The following is a 12,976-nucleotide window of genomic DNA, read 5'->3' as shown; positions in this document are numbered from 1 at the left end:
CCGAGGATCAGAAGTCCATGTCACCGCCCGGCATGCCGCCGCCGGCCGGCGCGGCGGCCTTCTCCGGCTTGTCGGCGATGACGGCCTCGGTGGTGAGGAACAGCGCGGCGATCGACGCGGCGTTCTGCAGCGCGGAGCGCGTCACCTTCGCCGGGTCGATGATGCCCTCGGCGATGAGGTCGACGTACTCGTTGGTCGCGGCGTTCAGGCCGTGGCCGACGGGCAGGTTGCGGACCTTCTCCGCCACGACGCCGCCCTCGAGGCCGGCGTTGACGGCGATCTGCTTCAGCGGGGCCTCCAGGGCCAGCTTCACGATCGCGGCACCGGTGGCCTCGTCGCCGGAGAGGTCGGCCTCCAGCTTCTCGAAGACGGTCGACGCCTGGAGCAGGGCCACGCCACCGCCGGCGACGATGCCCTCCTCGACGGCCGCCTTCGCGTTGCGGACGGCGTCCTCGATGCGGTGCTTGCGCTCCTTGAGCTCGACCTCGGTCGCGGCACCGGCCTTGATGACGGCCACGCCGCCGGCCAGCTTCGCGAGGCGCTCCTGGAGCTTCTCGCGGTCGTAGTCCGAGTCGCTGTTCTCGATCTCGGCGCGGATCTGGTTCACGCGACCGGCGACCTGCTCGCTGTCACCGGCACCGTCGACGATGGTGGTCTCGTCCTTGGTGATGACGACCTTGCGGGCGCGGCCGAGCAGGTCGAGGCCCGCGTTCTCCAGCTTGAGGCCGACCTCCTCGGAGATGACCGTGCCGCCGGTGAGGATGGCGATGTCGTTCAGCATGGCCTTGCGGCGGTCGCCGAAGCCCGGGGCCTTGACCGCGACGGACTTGAAGGTGCCGCGGATCTTGTTGACGACCAGGGTCGACAGGGCCTCGCCCTCGACGTCCTCGGCGATGATCAGCAGCGGCTTGCCCGACTGCATGACCTTCTCCAGGAGCGGGAGGAGGTCCTTCACGGAGGAGATCTTGGAGTTGACGATCAGGAGGTAGGGGTCGTCGAGCGACGCCTCCATGCGCTCCATGTCGGTGGCGAAGTACGCCGAGATGTAGCCCTTGTCGAAGCGCATGCCCTCGGTGAGCTCCAGCTCCAGACCGAAGGTCTGGGACTCCTCGACGGTGATGACGCCTTCCTTGCCGACCTTGTCCATCGCCTCGGCGATGAGCTCGCCGATCTGGGTGTCGGCGGCGGAGATGGAGGCCGTGGAGGCGATCTGCTCCTTGGTCTCGACATCCTTCGCCTGCTCGAGCAGGGCGCCGGAGACGGCCTCGACGGCCTTCTCGATGCCGCGCTTGAGGGCCATCGGGTTGGCGCCGGCGGCGACGTTGCGGAGGCCCTCGCGGACGAGCGCCTGGGCGAGGACGGTGGCGGTGGTCGTGCCGTCGCCGGCGACGTCGTCCGTCTTCTTGGCGACTTCCTTGACCAGCTCGGCGCCGATCTTCTCGTACGGGTCCTCGAGCTCGATCTCCTTGGCGATGGAGACACCATCGTTGGTGATCGTGGGGGCGCCCCACTTCTTCTCGAGGACGACGTTGCGGCCCTTGGGGCCGAGGGTGACCTTGACGGCGTCAGCGAGCTGGTTCATGCCGCGCTCGAGACCGCGCCGGGCCTCCTCGTCGAACGCGATGATCTTGGCCATGTGAAGTGGTCCTCCCGGACATGGGGTGGATAACGCTCCAGGACCGCGCCGACGCCCGCGACGGACGGCCTCCGCGTGTCCGTGTGGTTCCTTGCCCCACCCGGCCGGCGGCCTCGTCTGCCCGATCCTCGTAGCACTCTCACCTTCCGAGTGCTAACGCCAATGATTAGCACTCGCCCTAGGAGAGTGCAAGCGACTCTCGGGTTTCGGGAGGGGGCACGGGGGGTGCGGGGGCGGTACGGACGCCGGAGGGGGTACGTCCGGGAACGCGTGAGGGGCCCGCCCCCCTGGGAAGTACCCCCGGGGATGCGGGCCCCTCGACGGCGTTGCGTCGGTGGCCGATCGCGCCGCGCTCAGACGGCGAGCTTGACCATGTCGGCCTGCGGACCCTTCTGGCCCTGCGAGATCTCGAACTCGACCCGCTGTCCCTCTTCGAGGCTGCGGTAGCCATCCATCTGGATCGCGCTGTAGTGGACGAAAACATCCGCACCACCGTCGACCGCGATGAAGCCGTAGCCCTTCTCCGCGTTGAACCACTTGACGGTGCCCTGAGCCATGCCTAACTCCCCTATTACTGGCCCTTGCGCGGGGCCGCACTTCACGAACCCCGGGTCAGACCCTGCGCCGGAACGCGTCGACCGCGGCTGAATGTATCTGCCCAACTGCCCTCTGCAACAGGCCATTCGGGCGGGAATTCTGGGCGGCGCGGAAAGGAGGATTGGGGAGATTCCCCTGAATCACGGGGCAAGTCGGGCCCGGCAAAAGACGCAGAAGGTACACAATGCGCGCACAGTTTGGCTGCTTCTTGTCAGGTCGGGGCGCGTTCTCATATGCACCCGGCATGAGCAGCGGAGGGGACTTCCCCAACTCTACCGCGCTCAACCATGCAGAATTGCCCCTTCCGCTTGTGGACGCGGAAGGGGCAATTCAATGAAACGGGACAAGGAGGCGGCCCGGGGAGGGCGGCGCTCCCCGCGGCTCAGCAGCCGCCGGCGACCGCCGGGATGATCGAGACGCCCGAGCCGGCCGGGGTGGCCGTCTCCAGGCCCTGCTCGAAGCGCACGTCGTCGTCGTTCACGTAGACGTTGACGAAGCGGCGCAGCTTGCCCTGGTCGTCCAGGACTCGGGCGGCGATGCCCGCGTGGTTCTTCTCCAGGTCCGCGATGACCTCGGCGAGGGTCGCGCCCTCGGCCTGTACCTCGGACTGCCCGCCGGTGTAGGTGCGGAGGATGGTGGGGATGCGGACGTTCACTGCCATGGCTTCTTGACCTTTCGGGGGACCGGAGGAGTTCAGCGGGCCAGGCCGGCGTCGCGGAACGCGTCCAGGCTCGGGCGGATGGTGGCGGTCGCCTGAGAGGTGTCGGCCACCGCGTCCAGGGTCTTGAGCCCGTCGCCGGTGTTGAGGACGACGGTGGTGAGCTCCGGGTCGATGAGGCCGTTCTCCACCAGCTTGCGCGTGACGCCGACGGTCACGCCGCCCGCGGTCTCGGCGAAGATGCCCTCGGTCCGCGCGAGCAGCTTGATCGCGTCCACGACCTGCTCGTCGTTCACGTCCTCCACGGCGCCGCCGGTGCGGCGGGCGATGTCGAGGACGTACGGGCCGTCGGCCGGGTTGCCGATGGCGAGCGACTTGGCGATCGTGTTCGGCTTCTGGGGCCGTACGACGTCGTGGCCGGCCTTGAAGGCGGCCGACACCGGGGAGCAGCCCTCGGCCTGGGCGCCGAAGATCTTGTACGGCTTGTCCTCGACCAGGCCCAGCTTGATGAGCTCCTGGAGACCCTTGTCGATCTTGGTGAGCTGGGAGCCGGAGGCGATCGGGATGACGAGCTGGTCGGGGATGACCCAGCCGAGCTGCTCGCAGATCTCGTACGCGAGCGTCTTGGAGCCCTCGCCGTAGTACGGGCGCAGGTTGACGTTCACGAAGCCCCAGCCCTCGCCGAGCGGGTCGCCGATGAGCTCCGAGCAGAAGCGGTTCACGTCGTCGTAGTTGCCCTCGATGGCGACGAGGTCGCCGCCGTAGACGCCGGCCATGACGACCTTGCCCTGCTCCAGGTCGTGCGGGATGAACACGCAGGAGCGGAAGCCGGCGCGGGCGGCGGCGGCGCCGACGGCGCCGGCCAGGTTGCCGGTGGAGGAGCAGGAGAGGGTGGTGAAGCCGAAGGCGCGGGCGGCCTCGATGGCCTGGGCGACGACCCGGTCCTTGAAGGAGTGGGTCGGGTTCCCGGAGTCGTCCTTGACGAAGAGCCTGCCGGGGGCGACGCCGATCTCGCGGGCGAGGTTGTCGGCCTTGACCAGCGGGGTCCAGCCGGGGTTCAGGTTCGGCTTCTCGGCGACGTCGGCCGGGACGGGCAGGAGGGGGGCGTAGCGCCAGATGCTGGCGGGGCCGGCCTCGATGCGCTTCCGCAGCTCCTCGGGGTCGCCGGCGGGCAGGTCGTACGCGACTTCGAGCGGTCCGAAACACAGCTCGCAGGCGAAGATCGGGCCGAGGGCGAAGACTTCACCGCATTCGCGACAGGAGAGTCCGGACGCGGGACCGAGGTCGACGGTGGTGGCGGGTGCGACGGTCTGTACAGCCATGGAGGCGAGGCCCTTTCTCCTCATCTTTCCCAATGACGAATTTTTCGCCTTGAGACGGATTTGGCACCTTCCCTAGCCGGGGACCTCGCTGGATGACGAGTGACCGACTGGAGGGTTGCCGGGGCTTCAACGGGCCGTTTCCCTCTGCCCCTCTGGATGAGCGGTATTCGATTGTGGGGAGCCCCGGGACTTTCGTTCCCGTGCTCCGACGCGGTCGCCACCCCGACGTGCGGGGGGTCGCTGCGTTGTTCAAGACTGTAACCGAAGGCCCGGGCGCTTGGACGGCCCGTCCGAACCGCGAGATGGAGATCACGTGCTGGAAGAGGTGGAGCGCTGGCTGTCCCGGCGGTCCTGGTCCGTGGCGGACCGGCCGCTGGAGCGGATCCTCGCCGCCAAGCGCTCGACGACGGTCAGCGTGGTGCTGCCGGCGCTGAACGAGGAGGCGACCGTCGGGGACATCGTGGGCGTGATCCGCCGCGAGCTGATGTCGGAGGCGGTGCCGCTCGTGGACGAGCTGGTGGTGCTCGACTCGGGCTCCACGGACCGCACGGCGGAGGTCGCGGCGGCGGCCGGGGCGCGGGTGGTCGCGCGCGACGACGTACTCCCCCGGATACCGGCCGTGCCCGGCAAGGGCGAGGTCCTGTGGCGGTCACTGATGGTGACGAGCGGGGACGTCGTGTGCTTCGTGGACGCGGACCTGCGGGACTTCTCGGCGGACTTCGTGACGGGGATCGTGGGCCCGCTCCTGACCGACCCCGAGGTGCACCTCGTGAAGGCGATGTACGACCGTCCGCTGGGCGATTCCCCCGGTCAGGGCGGTCGGGTGACGGAGCTGATGGCGCGCCCGGTCCTGAACCTGCACTGGCCGCAGCTGGCCGGCTTCGTGCAGCCGCTCGGCGGCGAGTACGCGGCCCGCCGCTCGCTCCTGGAGCGGCTGCCCTTCCCGGTCGGTTACGGAGTGGAGTTGGGCCTGCTCGTGGACGCGCTGCACACGGTGGGTCTGGACGGGCTCGCGCAGGTGGACGTGGGGGTGCGCAAGCACCGGCACCAGGACGGGCACGCCCTCGGCCGGATGGCGGCGACGATCTACCGGACGGCGCAGCTGAGGCTGTCGCGGGGGCACCTGGTGCGGCCGTGGCTGACCCAGTTCGAGCGGGGCGAGGGGGGCTTCGAGCCGCGGACGTACGCGGTGGACACGGAGGAGCGGCCGCCGATGGCGGAGGTCGCGGAGTACGCGCGCCGCCGCGTGGCGTAACGCGACCCTATGACCCGTTTTACATACATTCACTGTCCATGGGTTCCATGGACTTCGGACGAGGGCGTACGGGGCGTACGGGGCGTACGGGCAGGGTGCTGGCGGCGGCGGGCCTGACGGCGGTGGCGTGGGCGCCCACGGCGGCGGACGCGGCGCCGGTGCCGCCGGGCCCCGTCCCCGCCCACGCGCACGCGTCCCCGGCGCCGGGCGCACCGGCCGCACCGGGAAAGGCGAGAAGGGCGACCACTCCACCCCACCCCCGGGGCGGCGAGGAACGGCTCTGGCTGCTCGGCGGCCTGGTGGCGGCCTTGGCGGCGACGGGCCTGGTGGCGAGGGCGGCCCTGCGGGCCCACCCCGACCTCTGACCCCTCCCGGGCCCCTTGCGTGACCCAGGTCCCGCCCGTGACCCTGGGTGGCCGGAACCCCCCGTCTTGTATACGTACGTTTGAGCGTTTACGGGACGGGCTAGGTTCGCCACATGGCTTCTGTGCTCGTGGCATCCAACCGGGGTCCCGTCTCGTACGCGCTCGGCGGGGACGGCTCGCTCGACGCCCGCAGGGGCGGCGGCGGCCTGGTCTCCGGCCTGAGCGCCGTCTCCTCGCAGGACAGCGTGTGGGTGTGCGCGGCCCTCGGCGAGGGCGACCGGGAGGCGGTCCGGCGCGGGGTCGGGGAGCCCGGCGTCCGGATGCTGGACATCGATCCGGACGTGTACGCGGACGCGTACAACGGCATCGCGAACTCGGTGCTGTGGTTCCTCCACCACCACCTGTACGACATCCCGCGCGAGCCCGTGTACGACGCGGAGTTCCGGCGCCGCTGGGAGTCGTACCGCGCGTACAACCGCGCCTTCGCGGAGGCGCTGGCCGGGGCGGCGGACGAGGGGGCGGCGGTCCTGGTGCAGGACTACCACCTGGCCCTGGTCCCCGGGCAGCTCCGGGAGCTGCGCCCGGACCTGCGGATCGCGCACTTCACGCACACCCCGTGGGCGTCCCCCGCGTACCTGCGGATGCTGCCGGACGACATCCGCGAGGAGCTGCTGTGGGGCATGCTCGGCGCGGACGAGGTCGGATTCCACACCTGGGCCTGGGCCTCGGCCTTCATGTCCGGCGCGCACATCGACAGCGCGACGGGCGTCGCGGAGCCGAGCTTCCCGGCGGGCGACCGCCGGCGCACGGTGAACCACCGGCGGTGGGCCGGACCCGGCGCGAACCGCACCACCGAGGTCAAGGTGTACCCGCTCGGCGTCGACGCGGAGGAGCTGCGGGCGCTCGCGTACCGGCCGGCGGTGGACGAGCGGCTGGCGGAGCTGCGGGCCGAGGCCGGCGACCGGAAGACGATCGTCCGCGTGGACCGCACCGAGCTGTCGAAGAACATCCTGCGCGGCCTGCTGGCCTACCGGGAGCTCCTGACCACCCGCCCGGAGTGGCGCGGCCGGGTGGTGCACCTGGCGTCGGCGTACCCCTCGCGCCAGGACCTGGAGGTGTACCGCTCGTACACGGCCTCGGTGGCGGCCCTGGCGGAGGAGATCAACGCGGAGTTCGGCACGGAGGACTGGACGCCGGTCCTGGTCTCGGTGAAGGACGACTTCACGCGCTCCCTGGCGGCCTACCGCCTGGCGGACGTGGCCCTGGTGAACCCGGTCCGCGACGGCATGAACCTGGTGGCCAAGGAGATACCGGTGGTCTCGGAGCAGGGCTGCGCGCTGGTCCTCTCCCGGGAGGCGGGCGCGTACGAGGAGCTGCGCGAGGACGCGCTCACGGTGAACCCCTTCGACGTCTCGGAGACCGCCGAGGCCCTCCACACGGCCCTCACGATGCCCCACCCCGAACGCACCGACCGCACGAAACGCCTGGCGACGGCGTCCACGGCCCTGCCGCCGCAGCGCTGGTTCCTGAACCAGCTGGAGTCGCTGAGGGGCCCGGCGTAGGTCTCGGAGGAGTCCAGGCGACCGCCGGACCGCACCGCCACACGAACGCCCCTGAGGTCACCGCTCCCCTGATCGCGGTCTGCGCGGTGGTGCGCGAGCCCCTGCTGCACCTGTCGAACTACGCGGTGCCGGCCTTCGCCGCACGCCTGGAACGTCACGGCGGAGAGCCGGGATTCGAAGCGGTGCTCGCGTTCGACGCCGAGAAGCGGCCGGCGCGTTCCCGTCCGTACGGGCACAGCGGCGAGTGGGGCCCTCCTGCGGTCCGGTGGCTCCGCGGAGCAGGACGCGGCGGTCGTGGCGGGCTCGGGGGTCGCCCCCGACCGGTCGGCTCAGGACGTCCCGAACCAGGCCGCGCACCGCTCGGCCGGCTCCTCCACCGTCCCGGCCGCCCGGAAGGGGTCGCGCCCTGCGTACGGGCCGAGGTCGAAGAACGGGTCCGCGGCCTTGCCGCCGCGCACGTGCGTGCCGTGGAAGCGCACGGCCCGGTCCCCCGGCGACATCGCCCGTTCGGAGCCGCCGAGAAAGACGTGGACCGGGAGGGAGGAATCGTCCTCGGGGCGCGGAGGGATCGGGAAGAACGGGACGGGGCCGGCCGGATTCGAACCGGCGTCTTCCCACATGAGGTGAAGGCGCGACGACCACTGCGCTACGAGCCCCGTCCCGCCCGTGATCGTACGAGAAGCCCGCGTCCCGTCGCCTCCGGATATGCGGGCCCGGTCAGTCCCCCCGTACCTCCTCCACCGCCTCCGCCAGTGCCGTCAGGAAGTCCACCACGCCCGCCGGGCCCGGGACCGAGAGGTCGGCGCGGTCGGAGAGTTCCGGGACCTCGCCGGAGTCGCTGCAGACCAGCAGACCGGGCGTGCCGTCGGCGCGGAGCTTCTCCACGGCGGCGAAGGCCGGCAGGTCGCCCAGGTCGTCGCCCGCGTACAGCACGGAACCGGCGCCCGTCTCCCGTACGTACGAGGCGAGCGCCACGCCCTTGTCCACGCCCGGGGGCCGCAGCTCCAGGACCATCCGGCCGGGCTCAAGGACGAGGCCGTGGCCGGTGGCCAGGTCGGCGAGGGGGCCCTTGAGCGCTTCGAAGGCACCCTCCGGGTCGGCTGCCCTGCGGGTGTGGACCGCGACCGCGCGGCCCTTCTCCTCGATCCAGACGCCCTGCCAGGCCCCGGCCCGGTCGAGGAAGCCGGGCAGCTCGGCGCGGACGGCGGCCACGCCCGGGGGGACGGGGGCGGCCCGGACCGTGCCGGTGGCGGCGTCCCAGCGCTCGGCGCCGTAGTGGCCGAGGACGACCAGGCTCTCCAGGCCGGGGACGCCGGCGAAGCCGCCGTGACGGACGGCGACCCCGGCGGGCCGGCCGGTCACCACCGCGACGGAGGCGACCCGGGGGGCGAGGGCCGCGAGGGCGGCCACGGCGCCGGGGTGGGCGCGGGCCGACTCGGGGTCGGGCACGATGCCGGCGAGCGTGCCGTCGAAGTCGAGGGCGACGACGGTCTCCTGCGGCCGCGCGAGGATCGCGGCCAGGCCGTCACGGCCGGCGGACGTGGTCGGGTGCGGAAGGCTGTTGACCATGCTTCCGACACTACCCACGCGGGGCGTCCCCTACCTTCCGGATCTCCCGCCTCCCGCGCCCGCCTACCTCCTGCGCTGCCGCTCCTCGCGGATCCGGCGCAGGCGGTTGACCGTCACCGGGTCGTGGGCCAGGGCGCGCGGGTCGTCGAGGAGGGCGTTGAGGAGCTGGTAGTAGCGGGTCGGGGAGAGGCCCAGCCCCTCGCGGACGGCCCGCTCCTTGGCTCCGGGACCCGGCCAGGAGCGGCGCTCGACGGCGAGGAGGGCCTGCTCCTGCTCGGTGAGGGCGGCGGGGCCCCCGGCGGTCCCGGCCCCGCCGTCCTCACCCTGCGTCGCTTCCCGGTTCTCGCCCATAGGACCAACTTATTACTCGGCCGCCTCCGCCGCCGTCGCCACGCGTCCGATCGAGCCCAGGACCTCGGCGGGGCGCCCGTTCGGGGTGACGGCCTTGCCGATGTTCTGCTTGACGTTCTCGCTGACCTGGGCCCACGAGGTCTTGCCGACCGGCGGGAGCTGCGCGTCGGGGAGGACCTTGAGGAAGACGTGCAGGTTGGCGTGCTCGGGGTCGGTCTCCATGCGGGTGGAGGCGCTGACGGTGACCGGCAGCAGGTCGTTGTCCCCGGCGAACTTCAGGACGTTCTCGTCGTTGAAGGCGAAGTTCAGGAAGTCGCCGATCTCCTTGCGGTGGCCGTTCTGCTTGAAGCCCATGATCCAGTCGGCGACGCCCATGGAGGTCTTGGAGGGGCCGTCGGCGCCGGGGAGCGGGACCTGTCCGACCTCGACGCCCTTCTTCGCGGCCTCCTTGAGGAGCGAGGGGTGGCCGTTGAGCATGCCGACCTCGCCGTTCGCGAAGGCGGTGAAGGCGGCCTTGCGGTTGAGCTTGCCGGGGGCGACGGGGCCGGTGAGGTCCTTGCCGACGAGGTTGGTCCGCAGCCACTCGAAGGTGCGCACGTTGGTCTCGGAGTCGACCGCGTAGTGGTCGCTGGCGTCGGTCCAGCCGCCCTCGCCCGCGAGCAGCCACATCATGGCCTCGGCCTGGGCCTCCTCGGGGCCCAGCGGCAGCGCGAAGGGGGTGCGGACGCCCTCCTTCTTGAGCTTCCCGGCGGCCGCGGCCAGCTCGTCCCAGGTGGTGGGCGGCTCGACGCCGGCCTTCTCGAAGAGGGCCTTGTTGTAGAAGAGGGGGCGCGTGGAGGCGACGAAGGGCAGGCCGTACTGGGTCTTCTTGTGCTCGCCCGCGGCGGCGAGCCGGGGGAGGAAGTTGGCCTGGACGGGTATGGAGAGGAGTTCGTCGGCGGCGTAGAGCCGGCCGGCGGCGGCGTAGTCGGCGTAGGCGCCGATCTGCGCGATGTCGGGGGCCTCGCCGGCCTTGACCATCTCGGCGACCTTGCGGTCGACGTCGTCCCAGGACTCGACCTGGACCTGGACCTTGATCCCGGGGTGCTTCGCCTCGAAGGCGGCGGCGAGTTCGGTCCAGTACTTCTTGGTGGAGTCGCCGCCGGTCAGGTCGTACTCGGCGGCGACCAGCTTCAGGGTCACGTCGCCGGAGTCGCCGCCCAGGGAGCCGCAGCCGGAGACCGTGGCGGTCAGTCCGAGGGCCGCGACGGCCGCGGTCAGTCCAAGAAATCGTCGCCGCTCCACGGCTTCATCCACCCTTTGCTCGTCGTTGAGCTGCACTGAACTGCACGTTCGCTCTCGTCAGGGCCGCAAGTCTGCCCCGCGCGCGCCATAAGGTCTACACCACTCGGATATCACTTCCGCAACACCCTTTCCGAAATGCCGCGGATCGGACGCGCGAGGGAGACGGGGAGCGGACCCCCGCGCCGGGAATCGAATTTGTATCCGCTCGCAACAATCCTCGGCAGTGGACTAGACCTTTTGCCCCTCCGCGCGCCAGACTGTTCCACGTGAAACACGTCATCGCCCTGGATGTGGGCGGCACCGGCATGAAGGCCGCCCTCGTCGGGGCGGACGGCACCCTGCTCCACGAGGCCCGCCGCGCCACCGGGCGCGACAGGGGCCCCGAGGCCGTGGTCGAGACGATCCTCGGCTTCGCGGAGGACCTCCGCCTCCTCGGCCAGGAGCGGTACGGCGAGCCCGCCGCGGCCGCCGGAGTCGCCGTCCCCGGAATCGTCGACGCCGACAACGGCATCGCCGTCTACGCCGCCAACCTCGGCTGGCGCGACGTTCCCATGCGCGAACTCCTCAGCCACCGCCTCGACGGCATCCCCGTCGCCCTCGGCCACGACGTGCGCACCGGCGGCCTCGCCGAGGGGCGCATCGGCGCGGGCAACGGCGCCGACCGCTTCCTCTTCGTGCCCCTCGGCACCGGCATCGCCGGCGCCATCGGCATCGGCGACCGCATCGAGGCCGGCGCCCACGGCTACGCCGGCGAGATCGGCCACATCGTCGTGCGCCCCGGCGGCACCGCCTGCGGCTGCGGCCAGCGCGGCTGCCTGGAGCGGTACGCCTCCGCCTCCGCCGTCTCCCTCGCCTGGGCCGAGGCCGGCGGCGACCCGGAGGCCGACGCCGCCGACTGCGCGAAGGCCGTCGAGTCCGGCGACCCCATTGCCGTACGGATCTGGCAGGACGCCGTCGACGCCCTCGCGGACGGCCTGGTCACCGCGCTCACCCTGCTGGACCCCCGCACGCTCATCATCGGTGGCGGTCTCGCCGAGGCCGGGGAAACCTTGTTCACACCACTTCGGGCCGCGGTGGAGGAGCGAGTCACGTTCCAGAAGCTGCCCGCCATCGTCCCGGCGGCCCTCGGGGACACCGCCGGTTGCCTGGGCGCGGGCCTCCTCGCCTGGGACCTGCTCGCCGCCCAGCGCCCCACCGACTCGGAGGTTTCCGCCTGATGGCCGATCACAAGGTTCTCGCCGGCGCACACGTCGTGCTGCCCACCGGGATCGTCGAGAACGGACGCGTGATCGTCGACGGCGGCCGCATCGCGGGCAGCGCCCCCGAGGGCGCCGAGCGCATCGATCTGACCGGCCACTGGCTCGTCCCCGGCTTCGTGGACACGCACAACCACGGCGGCGGCGGCGCGTCCTTCACCTCCGGCACCGCCGAAGAGGTCCTCAAGGGCGTCCACACCCACCGTCTGCACGGCACCACCACCACCGCCGCCTCGCTCGTCACCGGCGACATGGACTTCCTCACCGAACGGGCCGGCCTCCTCTCCGAGCTGGCCGAGCAGGGCGAGATCGCCGGCATCCACTTCGAGGGCCCGTTCATCTCCCCCTGCCGCAAGGGCGCCCACGACGAGACGCTGCTGCGCTACCCGGACCCGGCCGAGGTCCGCAAGCTGGTCGACGCCGCCCGCGGCCGGGCCACGATGGTCACCCTCGCCACCGAACTGCCCGGCGGCCTCGACTCCGTGCGCCTCCTCGCCGACCACGGCGTGATCGCCGCCATCGGCCACACCGACGCCACGTACGAGCAGACCGTCGCCGCCATCGACGCGGGCGCCACCGTCGCCACCCACCTCTACAACGCGATGCCCGCCCTCGGCCACCGCGCCCCCGGCCCGATCGCCGCCCTCCTGGAGGACGAGCGGATCACCGTCGAGCTCATCAACGACGGCACCCACCTGCACCCCGCCGCCCTGGAGCTGGCCTTCCACCACGCGGGCCCCGAGCGCGTCGCGCTCATCACCGACGCCATGGACGCCGCCGGCTTCGGCGACGGCCGCTACATGCTCGGCACCCTGGAGGTCGAGGTGAAGGACAGCGTCGCCCGGCTCGTGGAGGGCGGCTCCATCGCCGGCTCCACCCTCACCCTGGACCGCGCCTTCAAACGCTCCGTCACCGTCGACGGCCTGCCCGTCGAGTCGGTCGTCCAGGCCATCTCCGCCAACCCGGCCCGCCTCCTCGGCGCGTACGACCGCGTCGGCTCCCTGGAGCCCGGCAAGGACGCCGACATCGTCGTCCTCGACGCGGAGTTCAACCTCCGGGGCGTCATGCGCAAGGGCGCCTGGATCGTGGAACCGGCGGTTCCCGCGACCGTCTGATCAGGA

At 71.7% G+C, this 12,976-nt stretch carries 13 protein-coding genes, 1 tRNA gene and 1 riboswitch; of the genes, 5 read left to right on the top strand and 9 right to left on the bottom strand.

What is annotated here, in order from left to right:
* Nucleotides 1-7 precede the first annotated feature (7 nt).
* From groL to thrC, 4 genes are all read right to left on the bottom strand, one after another.
* Nucleotides 8-1,636 (bottom strand): chaperonin GroEL, encoded by a 1,629-nt coding sequence (gene groL / locus CP977_RS19345; protein ID WP_062753193.1) that lies wholly within the window; start codon nucleotides 1,634-1,636, stop codon nucleotides 8-10.
* A gap of 353 nt (nucleotides 1,637-1,989) precedes the next feature.
* Nucleotides 1,990-2,193: a cold-shock protein gene (locus CP977_RS19340; protein ID WP_015035246.1), complete on the bottom strand. Its 204-nt coding sequence runs from the start codon at nucleotides 2,191-2,193 to the stop codon at nucleotides 1,990-1,992.
* Between the two features lie 422 nt (nucleotides 2,194-2,615).
* Nucleotides 2,616-2,894: a MoaD/ThiS family protein gene (locus tag CP977_RS19335; protein WP_030221840.1), complete on the bottom strand. Its 279-nt coding sequence runs from the start codon at nucleotides 2,892-2,894 to the stop codon at nucleotides 2,616-2,618.
* Nucleotides 2,895-2,926: 32 nt separating this feature from the next.
* Nucleotides 2,927-4,213, bottom strand: a complete 1,287-nt coding sequence (gene thrC / locus CP977_RS19330; protein ID WP_062753195.1) for a threonine synthase — start codon at nucleotides 4,211-4,213, stop codon at nucleotides 2,927-2,929.
* Nucleotides 4,214-4,230: 17 nt separating this feature from the next.
* Nucleotides 4,231-4,376, bottom strand: a riboswitch (SAM riboswitch).
* Nucleotides 4,377-4,526: 150 nt separating this feature from the next.
* Here thrC and CP977_RS19325 point away from each other — a divergent pair.
* The 3 genes from CP977_RS19325 (at nucleotide 4,527) to CP977_RS19315 (ending at nucleotide 7,395) form a co-directional block, all read left to right on the top strand.
* Nucleotides 4,527-5,468: a glucosyl-3-phosphoglycerate synthase gene (locus CP977_RS19325; RefSeq protein WP_062753197.1), complete on the top strand. Its 942-nt coding sequence runs from the start codon at nucleotides 4,527-4,529 to the stop codon at nucleotides 5,466-5,468.
* A 38-nt stretch (nucleotides 5,469-5,506) separates the two neighbouring features.
* Complete coding sequence (locus CP977_RS19320; protein ID WP_152370552.1) at nucleotides 5,507-5,833, top strand: hypothetical protein; 327 nt, start codon at nucleotides 5,507-5,509, stop codon at nucleotides 5,831-5,833.
* Between the two features lie 113 nt (nucleotides 5,834-5,946).
* The gene (locus tag CP977_RS19315; RefSeq protein WP_152370551.1) at nucleotides 5,947-7,395 is read left to right on the top strand and encodes an alpha,alpha-trehalose-phosphate synthase (UDP-forming); all 1,449 of its coding nucleotides are present in this window, start codon (nucleotides 5,947-5,949) and stop codon (nucleotides 7,393-7,395) included.
* 329 nt (nucleotides 7,396-7,724) lie between these two features.
* On the opposite strand, the gene CP977_RS34150 is transcribed toward CP977_RS19315, so the two are convergent.
* The 5 genes from CP977_RS34150 to CP977_RS19295 all read right to left on the bottom strand — a co-directional run bounded on the left by CP977_RS34150 (nucleotide 7,725) and on the right by CP977_RS19295 (nucleotide 10,611).
* Nucleotides 7,725-7,895, bottom strand: coding sequence for a hypothetical protein (locus CP977_RS34150; protein WP_159057767.1), 171 nt, complete (start codon nucleotides 7,893-7,895; stop codon nucleotides 7,725-7,727).
* Between the two features lie 83 nt (nucleotides 7,896-7,978).
* A tRNA-Met gene (locus CP977_RS19310) sits at nucleotides 7,979-8,052 on the bottom strand.
* Nucleotides 8,053-8,112: 60 nt separating this feature from the next.
* Nucleotides 8,113-8,964 carry a trehalose-phosphatase gene (gene otsB / locus CP977_RS19305; RefSeq protein WP_062753202.1) on the bottom strand — a complete coding sequence of 284 codons (852 nt, stop codon included), beginning with the start codon at nucleotides 8,962-8,964 and terminating at the stop codon, nucleotides 8,113-8,115.
* Nucleotides 8,965-9,027: 63 nt separating this feature from the next.
* Nucleotides 9,028-9,315 carry a DUF3263 domain-containing protein gene (locus CP977_RS19300; RefSeq protein ID WP_152370550.1) on the bottom strand — a complete coding sequence of 96 codons (288 nt, stop codon included), beginning with the start codon at nucleotides 9,313-9,315 and terminating at the stop codon, nucleotides 9,028-9,030.
* Between the two features lie 12 nt (nucleotides 9,316-9,327).
* Nucleotides 9,328-10,611 carry an ABC transporter substrate-binding protein gene (locus CP977_RS19295; RefSeq protein ID WP_062753206.1) on the bottom strand — a complete coding sequence of 428 codons (1,284 nt, stop codon included), beginning with the start codon at nucleotides 10,609-10,611 and terminating at the stop codon, nucleotides 9,328-9,330.
* 254 nt (nucleotides 10,612-10,865) lie between these two features.
* On the opposite strand from CP977_RS19295, the gene CP977_RS19290 reads away from it, so the two are divergent.
* Entirely contained in the window at nucleotides 10,866-11,816 is a 951-nt protein-coding gene (locus CP977_RS19290) for an ROK family protein (protein ID WP_062753208.1), read from the top strand.
* Nucleotides 11,816-12,970, top strand: coding sequence for an N-acetylglucosamine-6-phosphate deacetylase (gene nagA / locus CP977_RS19285; RefSeq protein WP_062753211.1), 1,155 nt, complete (start codon nucleotides 11,816-11,818; stop codon nucleotides 12,968-12,970). Before CP977_RS19290 ends, nagA begins: the two co-directional genes overlap by 1 nt.
* Nucleotides 12,971-12,976 lie beyond the last annotated feature (6 nt).

It is taken from the genome of Streptomyces cinereoruber (assembly GCF_009299385.1).
Classification (GTDB): domain Bacteria; phylum Actinomycetota; class Actinomycetes; order Streptomycetales; family Streptomycetaceae; genus Streptomyces; species Streptomyces bikiniensis.
This window is presented reverse-complemented; position numbering and strand designations above follow the sequence as displayed.